Origin of the sequence: Streptomyces sp. NWU339 (genome assembly GCF_003143855.1) — a bacterium.
GTDB lineage: Bacteria > Actinomycetota > Actinomycetes > Streptomycetales > Streptomycetaceae > Streptomyces.
Genome location: NZ_QFRK01000009.1, coordinates 14,071 through 32,756, shown reverse-complemented (window position 1 = coordinate 32,756; position 18,686 = coordinate 14,071). Strand labels below are relative to the sequence as shown.

The 18,686-nt window shown below is 72.3% G+C and carries 17 protein-coding genes; 10 read left to right on the top strand and 7 right to left on the bottom strand.

Annotated elements, in window-relative coordinates; genetic code table 11:
- Window positions 1–227: 227 nt before the first annotated feature.
- Complete coding sequence (locus DIZ27_RS12750) at window positions 228–1,469, bottom strand: SpoIIE family protein phosphatase (protein ID WP_109378492.1); 1,242 nt, start codon at window positions 1,467–1,469, stop codon at window positions 228–230.
- A 301-nt stretch (window positions 1,470–1,770) separates the two neighbouring features.
- On the opposite strand from DIZ27_RS12750, the gene DIZ27_RS12745 reads away from it, so the two are divergent.
- The 6 genes from DIZ27_RS12745 to DIZ27_RS12720 all read left to right on the top strand — a co-directional run bounded on the left by DIZ27_RS12745 (window position 1,771) and on the right by DIZ27_RS12720 (window position 8,749).
- Window positions 1,771–2,865, top strand: a complete 1,095-nt coding sequence (locus DIZ27_RS12745; RefSeq protein WP_109378491.1) for a glutamate--cysteine ligase — start codon at window positions 1,771–1,773, stop codon at window positions 2,863–2,865.
- 312 nt (window positions 2,866–3,177) lie between these two features.
- Complete coding sequence (locus DIZ27_RS12740) at window positions 3,178–4,425, top strand: NAD(P)/FAD-dependent oxidoreductase (RefSeq protein ID WP_109378490.1); 1,248 nt, start codon at window positions 3,178–3,180, stop codon at window positions 4,423–4,425.
- Window positions 4,426–4,507: 82 nt separating this feature from the next.
- Window positions 4,508–5,233, top strand: a complete 726-nt coding sequence (locus DIZ27_RS12735; protein ID WP_258308345.1) for an SDR family oxidoreductase — start codon at window positions 4,508–4,510, stop codon at window positions 5,231–5,233.
- Window positions 5,230–6,456 (top strand): lycopene cyclase family protein, encoded by a 1,227-nt coding sequence (locus tag DIZ27_RS12730; protein ID WP_109378489.1) that lies wholly within the window; start codon window positions 5,230–5,232, stop codon window positions 6,454–6,456. Before DIZ27_RS12735 ends, DIZ27_RS12730 begins: the two co-directional genes overlap by 4 nt.
- The gene (locus DIZ27_RS12725; protein ID WP_109378488.1) at window positions 6,453–7,184 is read left to right on the top strand and encodes a methyltransferase domain-containing protein; all 732 of its coding nucleotides are present in this window, start codon (window positions 6,453–6,455) and stop codon (window positions 7,182–7,184) included. The genes DIZ27_RS12730 and DIZ27_RS12725 overlap by 4 nt, the downstream gene beginning before the upstream one ends.
- 56 nt (window positions 7,185–7,240) lie before the next feature.
- Window positions 7,241–8,749, top strand: coding sequence for an FAD-dependent oxidoreductase (locus DIZ27_RS12720; RefSeq protein ID WP_109378739.1), 1,509 nt, complete (start codon window positions 7,241–7,243; stop codon window positions 8,747–8,749).
- 9 nt (window positions 8,750–8,758) lie between these two features.
- Here the strand turns inward: DIZ27_RS12720 and DIZ27_RS12715 are convergent, their stop codons facing one another.
- The 5 genes from DIZ27_RS12715 to DIZ27_RS45680 all read right to left on the bottom strand — a co-directional run bounded on the left by DIZ27_RS12715 (window position 8,759) and on the right by DIZ27_RS45680 (window position 13,766).
- Window positions 8,759–9,763 (bottom strand): DUF5914 domain-containing protein, encoded by a 1,005-nt coding sequence (locus DIZ27_RS12715; protein ID WP_109378487.1) that lies wholly within the window; start codon window positions 9,761–9,763, stop codon window positions 8,759–8,761.
- Window positions 9,756–10,754: a phytoene/squalene synthase family protein gene (locus DIZ27_RS12710; protein ID WP_109378486.1), complete on the bottom strand. Its 999-nt coding sequence runs from the start codon at window positions 10,752–10,754 to the stop codon at window positions 9,756–9,758. The genes DIZ27_RS12715 and DIZ27_RS12710 overlap by 8 nt, the downstream gene beginning before the upstream one ends.
- Window positions 10,741–12,321, bottom strand: a complete 1,581-nt coding sequence (locus tag DIZ27_RS12705) for a phytoene desaturase (protein WP_109378485.1) — start codon at window positions 12,319–12,321, stop codon at window positions 10,741–10,743. Before DIZ27_RS12705 ends, DIZ27_RS12710 begins: the two co-directional genes overlap by 14 nt.
- On the bottom strand, window positions 12,318–13,460 hold the full coding sequence (locus DIZ27_RS12700; RefSeq protein ID WP_109378484.1) for a polyprenyl synthetase family protein: 1,143 nt from the start codon (window positions 13,458–13,460) through the stop codon (window positions 12,318–12,320). Before DIZ27_RS12700 ends, DIZ27_RS12705 begins: the two co-directional genes overlap by 4 nt.
- Window positions 13,461–13,598: 138 nt before the next feature.
- Window positions 13,599–13,766: a hypothetical protein gene (locus DIZ27_RS45680; protein WP_181383504.1), complete on the bottom strand. Its 168-nt coding sequence runs from the start codon at window positions 13,764–13,766 to the stop codon at window positions 13,599–13,601.
- Window positions 13,767–13,828: 62 nt separating this feature from the next.
- Here DIZ27_RS45680 and DIZ27_RS12695 point away from each other — a divergent pair, with 62 nt between their 5' ends.
- The 4 genes from DIZ27_RS12695 to DIZ27_RS12685 all read left to right on the top strand — a co-directional run bounded on the left by DIZ27_RS12695 (window position 13,829) and on the right by DIZ27_RS12685 (window position 18,021).
- The gene (locus DIZ27_RS12695; protein ID WP_109378483.1) at window positions 13,829–15,244 is read left to right on the top strand and encodes an FAD-binding oxidoreductase; all 1,416 of its coding nucleotides are present in this window, start codon (window positions 13,829–13,831) and stop codon (window positions 15,242–15,244) included.
- A gap of 93 nt (window positions 15,245–15,337) precedes the next feature.
- On the top strand, window positions 15,338–16,750 hold the full coding sequence (locus tag DIZ27_RS12690; RefSeq protein WP_109378482.1) for an MFS transporter: 1,413 nt from the start codon (window positions 15,338–15,340) through the stop codon (window positions 16,748–16,750).
- A 580-nt stretch (window positions 16,751–17,330) separates the two neighbouring features.
- Complete coding sequence (locus tag DIZ27_RS45675; protein ID WP_181383503.1) at window positions 17,331–17,483, top strand: hypothetical protein; 153 nt, start codon at window positions 17,331–17,333, stop codon at window positions 17,481–17,483.
- Window positions 17,484–17,523: 40 nt separating this feature from the next.
- Window positions 17,524–18,021 carry an erythromycin esterase family protein gene (locus DIZ27_RS12685; RefSeq protein WP_109378481.1) on the top strand — a complete coding sequence of 166 codons (498 nt, stop codon included), beginning with the start codon at window positions 17,524–17,526 and terminating at the stop codon, window positions 18,019–18,021.
- A gap of 273 nt (window positions 18,022–18,294) precedes the next feature.
- Here the strand turns inward: DIZ27_RS12685 and DIZ27_RS12680 are convergent, their stop codons facing one another.
- The gene (locus DIZ27_RS12680; RefSeq protein WP_258308344.1) at window positions 18,295–18,636 is read right to left on the bottom strand and encodes a hypothetical protein; all 342 of its coding nucleotides are present in this window, start codon (window positions 18,634–18,636) and stop codon (window positions 18,295–18,297) included.
- Window positions 18,637–18,686 lie beyond the last annotated feature (50 nt).

Below are 18,686 nucleotides of genomic sequence, written 5' to 3'. Positions count from 1 at the left end.
CCGCGGGGCGAACGGTGGGTGCCTCGCCCGAGGATCCGCAGTACCGGGTTCGCAGCGAAGGGGCGGAACGGTGCGTGCGGCTCGGCAGCGCGGGTCAGCGCTGTGGACACAGAACTCGGGGGCGGCGGGCACTGCCCCGGTCGGGTGAGCGGGCTGTCGTGACCCTCTTCAGGGCGTGGCCTGAGCCGTCTCGATCACTGGATGGCATGTACCGGCCAGAGGGCCGGCTACAGGCGGATGACGATCAAGGCGACGTCGTCGCATCCGCCGTGGGCCACGCCGAGGCGGGTGAGCAGGGCGTCGGCCAGTCGGTCGGGGCTCAGATGGGCGTGGCGGGCGAGGGCGTCGGTGAGGCGGTGCAGCCCGGCGTCGATGTCCTCGCCGCGACGTTCGGTGAGCCCGTCGGTGTAGAGCACGAGGGTGTCGCCCGGGGTGTAGGCAACCGTGGCCTGGGCGCGCGGGTTCTGGCCGACCGGGACCCCCAACGGTGGTTCGGTGGCCTGGTCGAGCAGGACGATCGTGCCGTCCGTACGGGAGAGGACGGGCGGGGGGTGGCCGGCGCTGGTGTAGGTGATGTGCTGCCGGCGGGTGTCGATGACGGCTTTGACCGCGGTCGTCGCCAGTGCGCCTTCGAAGGTGCGGGCGTACCGGCTCAGGACGTCCATGGCTGCGCCGGGTTCGTGGATGGCACGCACGGCTGCGGACAGGGCGCTCCGGAGCATGCCCATGACGGCGGCGGCCTCCAGGCCGTGGCCGACCACGTCACCGACCGCCACGGTGTACGTGTCGTCGGACAGGTCCACCACGTCGTACCAGTCGCCGCAGACGTTGAGGGAGCGGGCGGCGGGCAGGTAGCGCACGGCGATCTCCCGGTGAGCGGCCAGGTCCGGGGAGTGCAGCATGGCCTCTTGCAGGGTGAGGGCGATGTGACGTTCCCGGGCATGTGCGTTGCGGAGTTCCTCGTTGAGGCGCTGGAGTTCCTGCGCCCGTGTGTACAGTTCGAACTCCAGTGCCTTGTGTTCACCCTCCGGATCCCCCGGGCGCGAGCGAAGGGGATGGGTCAGTACGAACTCGGTCATGTCCTCCACCCGGTGGAGGAGCCATTCCACCTGCCCGTCAGGTCCGAGGAGGGGTGTGTTGACGGACGACCACCACTTCTCCTGGAACACTCCGGGGTGTCCGGGCACCGGGACGTCGTACTTCTGCACCGCCATCGTGTCCGGTTCCTTCGACCGCAGGACCCGCTGCAGGGAAGCGTTCAGATTGCGCACCCCGTCGGAGTCCGGATCCGCCGGATTGTAGGGGTGAACCTCGAAGAGGTACCGACCGATCATCTCCTCGCGGGTCCGGCCTGTGACCCGAAGGTACGCCTCGTTGACGTCGGCGACCACCAGATCGGGATCCACTACCAGGTAGGGGCTGGGCGTTGCGGCGAACAGCGCCTGGTAATCGATCCGTGGTGTGGTCACACGTGCTCTCCTGTCACGTCCACCGGTCTCCGCCCCTCAGCTATCAACTATGCCTCGGGCCTGAAGCGGCGGCCTGTCGCCTCAGGGAGGCGGCGTCACCGATGGTTCTGCCCCGGCGGCACCCGGGAGGCGAGTCACCCGGAGCGGCAGGGCGGCACAGTCGTGTTTGGCGCGCGGCTTTCGTGGCACTTGGTACGGGCATCCTTCGGTGGATCGGGGCGTCGTCGGGCGAGGTGGACGAGGGCTGCAGCATGGGCCTTCCCTGCCGAAGCGGTTGGTGGTGGGAACGGAAGGATCGGCGATGGCGACCGTCGGCATCGAAGAGGAGTACCTGCTGGTCGACCCGATCACCGGTCGGCTGGCTCCGTACGCGGAAAGGGTCAGGGCCGCTGCAGGGCTGCAGCCCTTCGTCGCCGGGGAAGAGATCCAGTTGGAGATCTCGCAGGCGCAGATCGAGGTGGCGACGCCCGTATGCGCCACGCTGGAGGAGGTCGGTGGCCACCTCCTGCGGCTGCGGCATGCCGTGGCCGGTGCGGCGGAGAAGAGCGGCTCCCGCGTCATGGCCAGCGGCACGCCGCCCTTCCGCGAGGACACACCAGTGCCGATCACCGACCAGACCCGTTACAAAGCGATGCAGCGGCAGGCTCCGCAGCTGGTGGCGGAGCAGATGGTCAACGGCATGCATGTGCACGTGGGCGTCCCCAGCCGAGGTGTGGGGACGGAGGTCTTGAACCGGATCCGGGTGTGGTTGCCGTCCCTGACCGCCATGGCGGCGAACTCACCGCTGTGGGAGGGGCAGGACACCGGCTTCGCCAGCTGGCGCACCGTCGTCTTCGACCGATGGCCGGTCAGCGGCATCCCGCCGCGCTTCGCCGACGCGGCGGACTACGACGCACGAGTGCGTCGACTGCTGTCGACCGGGGTGATCAACGACACCGGTCAGTTGTACTGGCAGATCCGGCTGTCCGAGAGCTATCCCACGGTCGAGGTCCGTTGCCTGGACGTGCAGCTGCGCACGGAGGACGCGGTCATGCTCGCCGGCCTGACACGGGCGCTGGCCGATACCGCGCTGCGCGAAGTGGAGTCGGGCCGTCCGCCGGCGGAGCCCGCTCCGGAGATGATGCAGGCGGCGATGTGGCAAGCAGCACGTCACGGGCTGAACGGAGACCTGATCGACCCGACCGGCCGGCGGCGGCGCGCGGGCGACGTGGTGTACGGGCTGCTGGACCATGTGGGTCCTGCGCTGGACGCGGCCGGTGACACTCGCGAGGTGACCTCACTCGTCCACCGTCTGCTGCAACAGGGCACAGGCGCGGACAGGCAGCGCCAGGCCTTCGCCGAAGGCGGTCTCGACGCCGTCGTCGAGATGATCGTGGAAGTCGGCGGCACGCCATGACGGGCACTTCCGGTGCGCATGTCCGGTGCCGCCCTGCCCGTCGAGTCGCTCGTCGCGGCGGTGGTGTCGGAGTGACGTACCGCTGTCGTTGGCGCACTCGGCCGTGGTGGCGCCTGGCATCCGCCGACGCGACGTGATCCGCTGGACGCACGACCCCTTCGCCGGGACCGGCAACCGGTGCGTGGCGGACTGCGTGAGGCACCTGCGCGCTGCTCCACGAAGCCGTGCTCCGGGTACTGGCGTACGCGAGAGAGCCGGAGGACGAGTCCGGCCTCCCCGCCCGACCGGTGTCGGCATCGACAGAGGAGAACCATGAGCGACCGTCACCGCGGGGCACCGGACACCGTCGTGGTCGGTGCCGGCCTCGCCGGTCTCGCCTGCGCATCGGACCTGTGCCGTGTCGGACGCCGCGTGGTTCTGCTGGAGGCTTCCGACGGGCCGGGCGGCCGAATGCGAACAGACCGGCGGGACGGCTTCCTCCTGGATCGCGGCTTCCAGGTGTTCAACACTTCCTATCCTCAGGTGAAGCGGCGCCTGGACCTTCGGAGTCTTCGGCTGCGGCCGTTCACCCCCGGATTCGTGGCACACACCCCGACCGGGCCGGTTCGCCTGGCCGATCCGACCCGGAGGCCGAGCGCGGCGGGGGCCCTGCTGCCCGGGCGGGCCCTCACGGCTCGCGACCTGGCCGCGTCGGCGGCGCTCACCGCGCGGGACGCTCTGCTGCCCGTGGCCCTGCTCAAAAGACGTCCGGACCGCGCCACCTCGGCCGCCCTGTCCCGCGCGGGGCTGTCGGACGCGGCGGTGAACCACATTCTGCGGCCGTTCCTGTCCGGCGTGTTCCTGGAGGACGGTTTGGAGACCTCCGCCCGCTTCTTCCACCTGGTCTGGCGGAGCCTGGTCCGGGGCACCCTTTGCCTGCCCGCCGACGGCATCGGCGCGGTACCCGCGCAACTGGCCGGCGGTCTGCCCGACCACGTCCTACGGCTGGAGACGCCGGTTGCCGAGGTCACCGCTTCGGGAGTGCTGCTGACGGACGGCAGCGAGGTGTCGGCCACGACCGTAGTGGTCGCGACCGACGCCGTCACGGCGGCCCGACTGCTGCCGGGCCTGCCCGTGCCGGGCGGACGTGCGGTCACCACGTACTACCACGCGGTCGACAGCACGCCGATGCCGGAACCGACGCTGATGGTGGACAGCACCGGAACAGTCCTGAACACCTGTGTACTGACCGAAGTCGCAGCCACCTACGCACCACCCGGGACCGCGCTGGTCTCCAGCTCCGTGCTGGGCACGGACGAGCCCGGTACGAGCGACGTCGTGCTGCGACGCCTGGCCGATCTGTACGGCACCGACACGAGCGGCTGGCAGCAGATCACCGCGTACACCGTCGAGGGGGCGCTGCCCGCGATGCCTCCGCCCTGGCCGCTCAGTCTCACGACCCGCTTCGGACCGGGGAGGTACGTGTGCGGTGACCACCGCGCGACCGGCTCGGTCCAGGGGGCCCTGGCGTCGGGTACGCGAGCCGCCCGGGAGGTACTGGCCGACTCGGCGCCCGGTTGATGCCACACCGGCCGACAGCGACCGCGTCCAGGGGCAGTCGGAGCCCTGAAGAGATGCCGACCGGAAGAGACTCGTCGACCTGGTGCTCGGGGTGAACATGGACGTCAACGGTGCGCGTGTTCTGGTGGCCGGGGCCACCGGTGTTCTCGGTGGTGCGATCACCGTCGAACTGGCCGGCCGAGGGGCACGTCCGGCCCTCGCCGGGCGCGACCCGGCCCGGCTGGTCCGAGTCGCCCAGGCGTACTCCAGTGCTCCGACCATCCTGTTCGACGCCTACGACGCCGATTCCTGCGCCCGCGCCGTGCTGGATGCCTCGGCTGCCCTCGGCGGCCTGGACGCCGTGGTGACGGCGTTCGGCTCGGTGGCCTTCGGCCGGGCGTACGAGGTCGGTGACGAGGTCACGGAGTACCTGATGGCGGTCAACTTCCTCGCACCCGTCGCGTTCTGCCGGGCCGCGCTCGGCGTCATGCGACCCGGTTCGGTGCTCGCCGCCGTCACCGGAGCCGTTGCGGAGCGCCCACAGGCGGGAATGGCCGACTACAGCGCCTCCAAGGCCGCGCTGAGTGCCTGGCTCGACGCCGTACGCCGCGAGGCACGGGGCGCGGGCATCAAGGTGCTGGACATCCGGCCGGGGCACCTGGACACCGGTTTCGCCGACCGGCCCGTGGCAGGTGATGCGCCGCCGATGCCTGCGGGAGGGGACCCGCGCCAGATCGCCGTAGCCGTCGCGGAAGCGCTGGAGACAGAGGCCGAGCTCCTGCGCACGACGTCGGACGGCACCGCCGTCGTCGAACGGCGGGCCCGATGAGCCGGCACCCCGTACTTCCTGCCGGCACATCCGATGTGCTCATCGTCGGCGGCGGCGCGGCCGGCCTCAGCCTCGCGTACCGGCTGACCGAGGCCGGCACCACCACCGTGACCGTCGTCGAACCGCCGGACGGACCGATGCGCCCGCCCGAGCGGACCTGGTGCTACTGGGGCCAGGGCACCGGCGACTTCGACGAAGTGATCACCGCTTCCTGGTCTCGGCTGCGCGTCCGCGGTGCCGACGGCAGCGAGGTCACCGTCGACCCGGCCCCACTGCGCTATCGCATGCTGCGGTCCGCACCGTTCGAGCGTTGGGTGCACTCCCGACTTGCTCGCTCTCCCGGTGTGCACCTGCTGCGCGCGACGGCGGACACGGTGCACGAGGCGTCCGACGGGGCGGAAGTCCGGTGCACGGCACCCGACGGACGGACACTGACGCTACGCGCCCGCCAGGTGTTCGACTCCCGCCCGTTGCACACTCTGCCGCCGGCCCGGACGCACCTGCTGCAGCACTTCCGCGGTTGGTTCGTACGCACCGACGACAACCGGTTCGATCCCGAGGTCGCCGACCTGATGGACTTCCGGTTGCCGCAACCGCGTCACGGCCTCGCCTTCGGCTACGTCCTCCCGCTGGCGCCGGACCAGGCGCTCGTCGAGTACACCGAGTTCTCCCGGGCGCCGCTGTCCACCGCGGGGTACGAGGCGGCGCTCGACCACTACGGCCGCGAGATCCTGAAGCTCGGCGCGTTCACGGTGGACGCGGCGGAGCAGGGAGCGATCCCCATGACCGACGCGCGCTTCCCCCGGCGCGTCGGATCCGCCGTCTTCCGTATCGGGGCGGCGGGCGGCGCCACCCGCCCCGCCACGGGCTACACCTTCGCCGCGGTGCAGCGGCAGAGCAGGGCCATCGCCGCGGCCCTGCGTGACGGGCGCACGGCAGCAGTGCCCGCACCTCATGGACGCCGTGCGCTGGCCATGGACGCGGTCCTGCTGCGTGCCCTGGACACCGGACGCATCGACGGCCCCGACTTCTTCACCACCCTGTTCCGCCGTACGCCCCCGGAACGACTGCTGCGCTTCCTCGACGGTGCCACCTCACCCCTGGAGGAGTGGGGCATCGGACTGCGGACCCCGGTCGGCCCGATGCTCCGGACCGCCGTCGAACTGCCCTTCCTGCCGCGCCGCGCCCGCCCCGCCCCACGATCCGAAGAGAGCCACCGATGACACTGCTGCGCGACCACGACCTGGCACGCGCCTTCGACCACGCGTCGCACACCTACGACCGCCTCACGACTCTCAACCCCGGCTACCGCACCGATCTGCTCCGCTCGGCCCGGCGGCTCCGGCTGCCGGACGGCGGAGCGGGACTGCACGTCCTCGACCTCGGATGCGGCACCGGTACGTCCACCCGGGCCCTGCTGCGGGCCGCGCCCCGGGCCCGGATCACGGCCGTCGACGCCTCTTCGGGCATGCTGCGGCGCGCACGGGCCAAGCCCTGGCCCGCTCGCGTGCGCTTCCTGCACCTGACCGCCGAAGAAATGGCGAAGGCCGGGGAAGGCCCGCTCGACGCGGTGTTCGCCGCCTACCTGTTCCGCAACGTCACCGACCCGGACCGGGTCCTCACCGCGGTCCGGAGCCTGCTGCGACCGGGTGGGCGCCTCGCCGTCCATGAGTGCAGCCTCAGCGGCTCACCGGCGCACCGCGCCCTGTGGACGGCCGTGTGCCGGGGCGTGATCGTCCCGGCGGGCACGCTCACCCGCGACCGCGCCCTGTACCGCCACCTGTGGCACAGCGTCCTCGCCTTCGACACCGCACCCGCCTTCGCCGACCGCCTGGCACGGGCCGGCTTCACAGGCGTGCGCGCCGCGCCCGTCGCCGGCTGGCAGACCGGCATCGTGCACACCTTCCTCGCGCGCAACGGCTCCACCACCGCAGGGGAGCAGACCCGGTGAGCGCCCGCTCGCACGGTGGCGCCCGGCGGGGCCGCGACCGCAAGGCCGAGGTGCTGATGCCCGCACCCGGCCGGAGCAGGTTCGAGCGGGAGGACGCGCCGTCGGTCGCCGTGGTCGGGGGCGGAATCGCCGGTCTCGCCGCAGCCGTTCTGCTGACCGAGCGCGGCGCCCGTGTCACTCTCTACGAACGGGAGAAAGCACTCGGCGGCCGACTCGCCGGCCACCGGACCCGCCTGGCCGACGGCTCCGCTGTGACCATGAGCCGCGGCTTCCACGCCTTCTTCCGCCAGTACTACAACCTGCGGGGTCTGCTCCGGCGGACCGACCCCGATCTCGCACGGCTCACCCCACTGCCCGACTACCCCCTGCGGCACAGCGGCGGCCTGAGCGACAGTTTCGCCCGGGTCCCGAGAACCCCGCCGTTCAGCGCACTCGGATTCGTCGCCCTGAGCCCCGCCTTCGGCTGGCGGGACCTCGCCGCCATGGACGCACGGGCGGCGCTACCCCTCCTCGACGTCCGGGTGCCCGACGTCTACGAACGTTTCGACGGCACCAGCGCGACGACGTTCCTGAAGGGCGTCCGCTTCCCCGAGGCGGCGCACCACCTCGCGTTCGAGGTGTTCTCGCGCAGTTTCTTCGCCGATCCACGCGAACTGTCCGCCGCGGAACTGCTGCTGATGTTCCACATCTACTTCCTCGGCTCAGCGGAGGGACTGCTCTTCGACGTGCCGAACGCCCCCTTCCCGCAGGCGCTCTGGGAGCCGCTGGGCGACTATCTCCAGCGCCTCGGGGCCACCCTTCGCACCGGCACACCCGTGCACGGCGTCCAACCCCACGAGACCGGGGGAGTGAAAGTGCAGACCGACACCGCCGTACACCCCCACGAGGCAGTGGTGCTCGCCCTCGACCCCGGCGCTCTGCGCCGGCTCGTCGCGGCGTCACCCGGCCTGGGCACCGCCCCCTGGCGCGACGACGTCGCCGCCCTGCGTACGGCACCGCCGTTCCTCGTCTCCCGGCTCTGGCTCGACCGGCCGGTCCGCGCCGACCGCCCCGGCTTCCTCGGCACCAGCGGATACGGCGGCCTGGACAACATCAGCGTCCTGGAACGCTACGAGGACGAGGCGGCGCGCTGGGCCGCCCGGAGTCGGGGCTCAGTGGTGGAGCTGCACGCCTACGCCCTCGCTGCCGACGCCGAACCGGAGAAAGTGCGGAGCACGCTCGTCGACCGTCTCCACGAGGTGTACCCGGAGACCCGCGAGGCGCGCATCGTCGACACCCGGCACGAGTGGCGCTCGGACTGCCCGCTCTTCCCCGTCGGCTCCCACCACCGGCGCCCCACCGTGCGGACCCCCCACCCGCGGGTGACGCTGGCCGGCGACGCGATCCGCTGTGACCTCCCGGTCGCGCTCATGGAGCGCGCCGCCACCACCGGCTTCCTGGCGGCAGGCGCGCTGCTCGCCGGCTGGGGTGTCCGCGGCCAGGTGCTGTGGACGGTCCCCCGGGCGGGCCGTTCTCTCGCGCTGCGGGCCCTCGGCGCACTCGCGGGGCGTCGCGCGCACCCGTGACCGACGGGCTCACCCCGGGAACCGTCCGGTACTGCGCAGCGCCCAGCGACGCTCGGCGTACGCCATGTCGTCGCGCCACAGACGCCCGGCCGTACGACGCATCAGCGGGCGCAGCACCGGGGCGGCCACCCGGGCCAGCTCGAAGCCGCGCCGTCCGGAGGTGGCGACGACCGCCTCGACCACGGCGGTCCGCGGCTGTCGGCCGGCCTCGCCGGTGAGCGGCGTGGCATGGGTCTCCACCACGGACGTCGCCCCCTCGCCGTCGGTGACGCGCATGACGACCGTGCGCGGACCGGGCGCGGTGAACTCGGCCCGCACGGGCACCACCAGGCGCCCCGCCACCCGGAAGGAGACGTCGACGACGAAGGCGTCGTCCTCGTCACCCTGCGGCTCCCGCACCACCGTCAAGTCGACGAACGAGTACGGATGGAACCACGATCCGTGCCACGGGTCGAGCCGGTTGGCGACGACGTCCTGCGCTTCACACCGCCCGACCGCCGTGAAGACCGCGTCCACCGCGCTGTCCACGGCGGGACGCACCGGCACCACAGGACGCTCCGAAGGCGCCTCACCGCCCACTGTGTCCAGACGTACCCAGACCAACACCCCGTCATCGTGTGCGGGGTAGGGAGTCCAGCCGGCGAACGCACCACCCTCCAGGGCCAGTCCGTGCCAGTGGCACACCAGTGTGCCGCAGACCACCCGGCTGTCCCGCAGAGGTGCCCCGAGGTGCGGGCAGGCGCCCGGGCCCGCGTGCAGTGCTCCCGCCTCCGAGCGCCACAGCACGACCTCGACGCCACCCACCGTCCGGCCGCACGGGCGCCCACCGACGCGCACGTCCCGTGAGGCGCCGACCACGAACCAGTTGCCGGAGGGCCGTGCGGACGCCCGCTTGAGCGCTTCGGCGATCACGACCGGCCGCGCCTGCCGCCACGTCGGCGTCTGCGCCGCCCAGCCCGGGCCACGGCGCCGCCGCAACGGCGATGTCCAGCGCTTGCCCGCTCGGTCACCCACTGTCCTGCCCCTTCCACTCGTGTGACGTGCCGCCCGCCACCCGGGGCGGATGCGGCACGCGGTCGCGCCACCGGGCGCCCGCCACCTGGACGGCACCGGCTGCGGCGGTGGCCGCGCGCCTAGCACGGGACACCACCGCACGGTGATGCAGCACGCTGTAATCGTGGTCCGCGATCGCGTCGAGAATGCCGCCGTACAACGTGAAGGCGGTGCGGATGCAGGGACGCACCCGCGGGTCGAGCATGGCGATGCCCGGTTCCGCCGACCGGTACACGTCCCGGGTCATCGCCTCGGCGGCGACGAGCGCCGCTCGGATCCTCGGGTCGCGCCGTCCCGTGCGTCGGCTCCACTCCAGCAGCGGCCTGTCCACACCATGAGCGGCGAGCAGGTCCGCCGGCAGGTAGACGCGGCCCCGGTCCAGGTCCTCGCCCACGTCCCGCAGAAAGTTGGTGAGCTGGAACGCCACCCCGAGGGCCGCCGCGTGCGGCGCCGCCTCCTCGCGGGGTACGACCGTGCCCAGCACCGGGAGCATCTGCAGCCCGATCACCGCGGCCGAGCCGTGCATGTAGGCCCGCAGATCGGCGTAGCTCGGATAGTCGGTGACGGTCAGGTCGGCACGCATCGAGGCCAGGAAGTCGGCGAACAGCGCGGGCTCGATGCGGAACCGGTCGACGGTGTCGGCCAGGGCCCGCACCACGGGCTCGCCCCCGCCGCCGGTGCGCAGCCCGTGCGCGAGGTCGCTCTCCAGGCGCTTCAGCAACCGGTCGCGCTCGTCGTGGGTACGGCTCCGGTCCAGGTCGTCCACGATGTCGTCCGCCCAGCGGGCGAACCCGTACAGCGCGTGTACGGCCGAGCGGCGTTCCAGCGGCAACAGCCGAGTGGCCAGGAAATAGGTTCTGCCGTGGCGGGCGTTGAGCCGCCGGCACTGGTCGTAGGCCGCGCGGAGCGTGGGATCGGTGATCCCGGCGGCGTCCAGTTCACGACGGGTCATCGGAGCCTGCCGAGGACGGCACGGACGGGACAGCGGCCACAGCCGAGGCCGGCCGGCACCGGGAGGTGCGGCGGCTGATGTCCGCGGCGCCACCGGTGACGCGAGCGGCGGCGAGCTTGCCGCTGAGGAGCACCGTCGGGACGCCGACGCCGGGGGTGGTCCCGCAACCGGCGAGCACGACGTTGTCCAGCCCGCGTACAAGGTTGCGCGGACGGAAGGGGCCGGTCTGGGCGAACGTGTGGGAGACCGAGAAAGGGCTGCCCGCCGCATGACCTCGTGCCGTCCAGTCCAGGGGGGTCACCAGCGTCTCCTCGTCGACGCTGTCCGCGAAACCCTCCAGGCCCCGGCGCTCCAGCTCGGCGACCAGGCTGTCGCGGTAGCGCGGGCCCAGGTCCCGCCAGGCGGCGGCGGAAGGCCCGACGGTGGTGTTCGGACAGGGGGCCAGGACGTAGTGGAGGTGCCGGCCCGGCGGTGCCAGGGTGGCATCGTGTGCGGTCGGGCGGCTGATCAGCAAGGACGGGTCGCTCATCAGCCTCCCCGAGCGGGTGATTTCGTCGAACGTGCGCTCCCATGCCGTGCCGAAGGAGAGTGTGTGATGGGCGAGACCGGGCCAGGTGCGGTCGGTCCCGGCGTGCAGGACCACCGCGGACGGTGAGTGGCGCAGCCGTACCGGGCGCCGGGGTGCGCGCCCCAGGAGCCGGTGAGCGGTGGGCAGTTCGCAGGTCAGCACCACCGCGTCACAGGCGATTCGCTCACCCGACGTCAGGCGTACCGCCGTGACCCGGCCTGCCGACCGCTCCAGGGTGCTCGCCTCGGCCGACCAACGGAGGTCGGCGCCGACGCCGGCCGCCGCCTCGGCCATGGCGCGGGGCAGCGCGTACATACCCCCCTTGGGGAACCAGACGCCGGCCACGGTGTCCATGTAGGCGATCACCGCGTAGGCCGCGAGGGCCCGGGCGGGGGCGACTCCGGCGTACAGGGCCTGGAAGGAGAAGACACGGCGCAGGCGGGAATCGGAGAGGAAGCGGCCGATCCTGGCGTCCAGCCGTCCGAAGCCGCCGAGTGCCGCCAGACGCGCCAGGTCCGGATGCAGGAGCTGGAAGGGCGAGTCGAAGTTGGTGTCGATGAAGCGGTGCATCTGCGCCCGGTACAGCCGTTCCAGCCAGGTCCGCAGCCTGCGGTAGCCCGCCGCCTCCGCCGGTCCGGCGAAGCGCCGCACCTCCGCCTCCATCGCCTCACTGTCGGTGTGCACGTCGAGAGAGGTCCCGTCCGCGAAGCACGCCCGGTAGGCGGGGTGCAGGGCCACGAGCTCGACGCGCTGGTGGAGGCTGTCGCCGACGGCTGCGAAGGCCTCGTCGAGCAGCTGGGGCATGGTCAATACCGTGGGGCCGGTGTCCAACCGGTATGCGCCGAGTCGCATCCGGCCGGCCCGGCCGCCGGGGGCGGCATCCCGTTCGACGACGGTGACCCGCCTGCCTGCGCCCAGCAGGTGGAGGGCGCAGGCGAGGCCGGAGAGGCCTGCGCCCACCACGACGACATGGTCGGTCCGTCCGGTTACCGTCCTCACATGCTCTCCTTCCTGCGGTCCGGGCTGATGCCCGATGCCCGTTCGACCAGCGAGGCGAACTCCCCGCGTACCGCGGGTGCCGCACCGGTCCTCGCGAAGTGCCGCAGGCCGGCGGCCGCCAGGTCCTCGATCTTCGACTCCACCACGGCCCGGGCTCCGGTCCGCTCCAGTGCCGTCCGCATCCGCTCCACGGTGTCGTCGGACCGGGCTGCGGCGCCGGGGGCGAGCACGGCCGCGGCCTCCTCGTCCCCGTCGGCGTCGGCAAGCCTGAGGGCCATGGCGAGGAGATAGGTGAGCTTGCGCGAACGCAGATCGTCACCGGTCGGTTTGCCGGTCAGCTCGGGATCGCCGAAGGCACCGAGGAGATCGTCGCGGAGCTGGAAGGCCAGCCCCGCGCATCGGCCGGCGGAGCGCAGCGATTCGACGGTCCACTCGTCGGCGGCGGCCAGCGAGGCACCCAGCGCCAGGGGCCGCTCGACCGTGTACAGAGCGCTCTTGAGCGTGGCGATGGTCAACGCGTCGTCGACGCCGGAGGCGCCGGTCGCCTGCGCGTGGATGTCGCGGTACTGACCGGCGACCATCTCACTGCGCATCGCCTGCCACTCGCGGTACAGCCGCGGGCCGTGCGGTGAGCCGAGCGCCGTCTCCGTCAGCAGATCGTCGGCCCACGCCAACGCCAGATCACCGGCGAGCACCGCGGCGGACGTCGCGAAGGACTCCGGCGAGCCGGTCATCCGTGCCGTGCGGTGCATACGGACCAGGTCCACGTGCATCGCTGGCCCGCCCCGGCGCAGCGGCGATCCGTCCATCACATCGTCGTGAATGAGAGCGCACGCCTGCAACAGTTCAAGCGCGGCTCCCGTCCGCAGGAGCGCCGCGGCGTTGCCCGCGCCGCCCGCGGCCCGCCAGCCGCACCACGCGAACGCCGTGCGCAGCCGCTTACCGCCACGTCGGACGAACGCGGTGACAGGACCGGCCACGTCACGGGCGAACACCGCGTCCACGTCACCGGCCCGACGCAGTCGCGCGTCGAGGACAGCTCCGAGGACCGTCTCGACGGCCCCGGTGGCCTCCGCGGCGGTGAGCGGGTCGTCGGCGCGCCCTGCAGGCTCGGCCGCCGTCGGTCGTGGTCCAGACATGTTCCACCCCTTTCTCACTCTCGGTCACCTGCACACCAGTGCTTGCGCCGAGTGCCCCGGTGTGGATGCGTGTGATCCATGCCCGGCGCGGGGCCCACCCGTGGAACCGCTCACTCCACCGGCCCATCGGCGTGTGGCTCATGGCCGTGTGTCCCCGGGTGCCCGTCCCCGGCGCCCGATCTCGTCGGGGACCACCACCCAGCCGTAGCCGTCCACGAAACAGCGGTGCAACCGGTCCACCGGCCTGAGCCCGCTGCTGCCGGTGCTCGCCGTGGAGTCGTCGGGCCGGTATGCGGGCCAGACCACTCCGGACCAGCGTGAGAAGCCACAGTGGCGACAAGCAGCGCACCCCGAGGAAGGTGACGCAGATGCCGGGCTGTCAGGGGGCCGTCCTGACAGCCGCTGCGGAGCAGATGCTGACGGACGAGCTTCGCTCCTCGCTCCGAGGTGAGGTGATCGATCGCGGGCACCGTGGCTACGACGAGGCCCGGACCGTGTGGAACGGGCTGATCGACCGCCGCCCCGCGCTCATCGCCCGGTGCTCCGGTACGGCGGACGTGGTCGAGACGGTGCGAGCCGCCCGCAAGCACCGTCCCCTCGTCAGCATCCGCGGTGGCGGCCACCAGGTGGCGGGCAGCGGGGTGTGCGACGACGGGCTGGTGATCGACCTGTCGCGCATGAAGGGCGTGCACGTCGACCCCGCCGCCCGCACCGCGCGGGCCCAGGCGGGCGCGACCTGGGGTGAGCTCGACCGCGAGACCCAGCTGCACGCTCTGGCCACACCGGGCGGGGAGATCTCGGCCACCGGGATCGCCGGTCTCACGCTCGGCGGCGGCTTCGATTTTGTGATGCGGACGTTCGGCCTGAGCTGCGACAGCGTCCGCTCGCTCGAGATCGTCACGGCGGACGGCGCGGTGCGCACAGTGAGCCGGGAGGAAGAACCCGAGCTGTTCTGGGCGGCGCGCGGCGGGGGCCGGGGTCTCGGAGTCGTCACGTCCTTCGAGTTCGGCCTCCACCCACTCGGGCCCGAGGTGGCCTGGGTGCTGGTTCTCCACCCCTACGACCGCGCCGAGGAAATGCTGCGGGCCTGGCGGGACGCGACGTACTCCGCGCCGGATACGGTCACGCCGGAACTCCTGCTCTGGAGCGTCCCCGCGGACCCCGCGATCCCGCCGGAACTGCACCGGTCGAACTGCGTGACGGTGGGCGCCGTGTACGGGGGCCCGCCGGGCGACGCCGCCACCGCCGCGCTGGCGCCACAACGCGAACTGGGCCCGCCACTCATCGATGTGAGCGGAACCCTTCCCTACGTCGTGCTGCAGAGCGCGAACACCTGGCGGTTCCCCGACGGCGAACGCTACTTCATGAAGTCGCACTTCATGGACGAGCTGAGCGACGAGGCCATCAGGACCCTGGTGGACCACTACTCCCGGCGACCGACCCCGGAGAGCCTGATCGTTGTGCGCACCCTGGGCGGCGCCGTGGCACGCGTCGGCCCCGACGACAGCGCGTTCGCGCACCGGTCCGCGCGCTACAACGTGAGCATCGACGCGGGCTGGCGGGACCCGGCGCTCGACGAGACCGCGATCGAGTGGGCACGCTCGGCGTGGGACGCGATGAAGCCGTTCTCGAGCGGCGGGACGTACGTCAACCTCGCCGGGCTGGGTGAGGACGCGAGCCGGCTGCGGGGCGCGGTCTTCGGCTCACACGAGGAGCGGCTCGCCCGCACCCGCGCCGCGTACGACCCGGAGGGCCTCTTCGGACCGGCCGCGGCAAGGCCGTGAACATGTGAGCGGCACGGTCCTTCGATATGGAAGACGTGCCCCTTATCGTGGATCTTTGCGTAGATCGCCCGCGAACGGGATGGAGTTGGGGCCGTGGCGTTCGCGGAGCCGGCCGGTGGCGGTGAGTCCGCGCCCTCTCCCGAGTCGACCCCGGGGTCCGGGCGACGGTCCTGGGCACCGCTGCTGGCAGTGTGCGCCGGGTATTTCATGGTGATCCTGGATGTGACGGTCATCAACGTCGCCGTGCCGGTGATCGGCCGGGAACTGTCCGCCTCGCTCACCGGCATCCAGTGGATCACCGATGGGTACACCCTGGTCTTCGCCGGGTTCCTGCTGACCGGTGGCGCGCTGGGCGACCGGCTGGGCAACCGGCGGATCTTCTGCTCGGGCGTAGCGGTGTTCACCGTGTCCTCGGCCGCGTGCGCGGCCGCGCCGAGCGCCCCCTTCCTGGTTGTGGCCCGGCTGGTGGAGGGGCTCGGCGCGGCGCTGATCGTGCCCGGTTCCCTGGCCCTGCTCCAGCAGGCCTACCCGGCGCCGGCCGCACGCTCGCGGGCCTTCGGGCTGTGGGGTTCGATGGCGGGCATCGCGGCCTCTGCCGGGCCACTGCTGGGCGGGCTCCTCGTCTCCACGGGGGGTTGGCGCTGGGTGTTCCTCATCAACCTGCCCGTCGGTGCGGCCTGCCTGATGCTGACGCTGCGGCATGTGGCACGCTCGCCCCGGCGTGCCGCTCGGTCCCTGGACTGGCCGGCGCAGTGCGCGGTCGTGGCGGCGGTGGCGCTGCTGATCGCGGCGCTCAACGAGGCCGGACGGCGGGGCTGGTCCGACCCGGCTGTTCTCGCCGGGGTGGGCCTGGCCGTGCTGGCCGCCGCGGCATTCGCGGTGCGCGAGCGGCTGGCCCGGTCTCCTGCCCTTCCGCTGAGCCTGCTGCGGTCTCGTACGATGAGCGGCGGAGCCGTCATCGGTCTTCTGTTCAATTTCGGTTTCTACGGCATGGTGTTCACCGCCAGCCTGGAATTCCAGCACCAGCGCGGCTTCAGCGCCTTGGAAACCGGGCTGGCGCTTTTCCCGGCGGTGGCGATGACCATGTTCGCCTCCGTTCTGTCCGGGCGGCTGACCCGCCGCACCGGCGATCGTCCGCTGGTGATCTCCGGCATGCTCCTGGCCGCCTTGGGACTGGCCGGCTGGGCCTCGGCGGGAGCCGACCCCGCCTACCCGCTGCTGGTGGTCCCGATGATGGCTGCGGGGTTCGGTACCTCCTTCGCCCTCACCGGCTCAACCGCCACCGTGATGGGTGCCGCACCTCAGGCGTACTCGGGGGCGGCTTCCGCCCTGTTCAACACCACCCGCCAGATCGGCAGCGCCACCGGCGTGGCGCTCGGCGGCAGTCTGCTCGCCACAGCCACCAACTACGACACCGGGCTGCGCACCAGCATGGCCGTCGGCGCGCTCGCCTACCTGACCGCCGCAGGCCTCGCGTGGCTGTGCGTGCCGGCGAAGCCGAGGTGACGGCCCGTTACAAGGGGGCGGCCGGCTGCCGGGACCGGGCGGTTCCCGGCCGGCCCTGCTCCGGGGGAGTACGGGCGGATGCGGAGGCCGCGCGGAAGCGTCCGGTGCCCGGCACCATCACTGCTCGCAGTACTGCTCCGGCCGGGTGACAAGCGGAGCGCGGTCCGACGCCAGGGCAGGGACGCTGAGAGGTCATGGCGCCCTCCATGACAAGGCGGCTCGCCGCCGTCCCCGGAGCGGTCGCGGCCTCCCCGGCCGGTGGGGACCCGGCACTTCGGATGGGCCTCTCACGGCCGTCGACGACCCGCTGCCGGCCCTCCAGACGGCCGCCCGCCCCCTGCACACCACCGAGCCCTCGGGCCCCTCGAGGACTTGCGTCCCTTCGGGAAAGCGGTCGGCGACGCCGTGATGGTCGGTATCGGCGAGGCCGCCCACGGTTCCCACGCCTACGCTGGCCCGAGCCGTACGACCGGGTCGTCGGCCATGCCCGGCGCCCCCACCCCGACCTGCTGCCCGACGTCACCGACCTGTACCGGGACTGCGTCCCACCCTGCCCGCCGGCGAGCGGATCCGCACCGCCATGACCGCGCTCCTGGACAAACGGTGTGCGCGATCCGAGCGCACCGGCCGCGTCCTCACGCTGCTCCGCGCCCACGAGCCTGCCAGGACGGACGACGAGGACGCTTGGGCGGTCCAGCACGCCACCGCCGTCGACCAGATGGCGCGCATGTAGGCCTTCGACTTCACGGACCCCCGGGCCGTGCCGGCGGCCCATGGCTTACCGAGACACCGTCACGGCGGAGAAGACCCCGTGGTGGCACCGCCGAACCGGCCACCGGCTGGTGCTCGGCGGGCACAACAGCCACCTGTACACCAGCAGTTCCACTCCCGTCCTGCCCCTCACCCGGGGAGCAGTGCTCCGGCGGCGACTGGGCGGCGGTTACCTGACGGTGGGGCTCTCCGTCGGCCGGGGTGCCGTGCACACCACCGAACAGGGCTTGCAGAGCCCGGCCGACGAGGACGTCAAGCGGTTCGAGGCAGAGCCCGCCATTCCCGGCTCGGTCGAGCACACCCTGGACCGGGTGAGACACCGGAACCGGTACCCCGACCTGTACACCGCACCACCCGCCTGGCCGGACGCCCCCCGGCCCAAACGAGAGATCGGCACGGACTTCCCTCCGCCCGGCGACCGGGTCAACCTGCTGAGATCGACGGACCTGGTGGTGCACCTGCACGAGATCCGGCCGAGCCGCCCGCTGCCGCGCGGCTGAACGGCCCCGGGACAGCGCCCCGGGGGCGCTCAACGGCCGGACGCGCACAGCGGAGTTCACATCGCCGCCCCCCTGGACGCCCGACCTGTTTCAAGGGCAGTTGGGGAAACGCTCGCGTTGAATTCACCCATCGCGCGGTTCTGTCGCTCGACTTCCTCCGCGATGGTCGGGACGACGCGCCGCGCGTGCGCAGTCTCCCGGGCGGCGAGCGCGCGGCGGTAACCCTCGGCGCCGTCTCCCTCGTTCTCACCGGGCCCGTGACACGGGCGGCGTTCAGGTGGGGTTCAGCGGCCTGATACCGGTTCCGGCGTACGGCTCGGGCTCAAGCGACAACACCCTCATGAGCTCGCCCTCCTTGACTGCCTGCCAGGCGATCGCCGCTGCGTGAGCCACCGGCCGGTCCACGCTCGGCCGGCCCATCGCATCCACGGCGTGCGCGGTGCTGAATGAAACGTTCTCCGCGAACCACAGCGATGCGGCGTGCTTGCCTGCACCGGCACCCTGACGCTCGGCAGCGAAAACGGACAGTGACGGGGTCAGGACGCGGCCGGTGCCACGTGAGGCTTCGATGTACAGGCCGGTGACGAACGGGTCCGTCCGGTACAGGGCGGTCAAAGCGGGGTGGTCCAGTACGGCCGTCAGATTCATGCGGCGGCGGCGCCCGG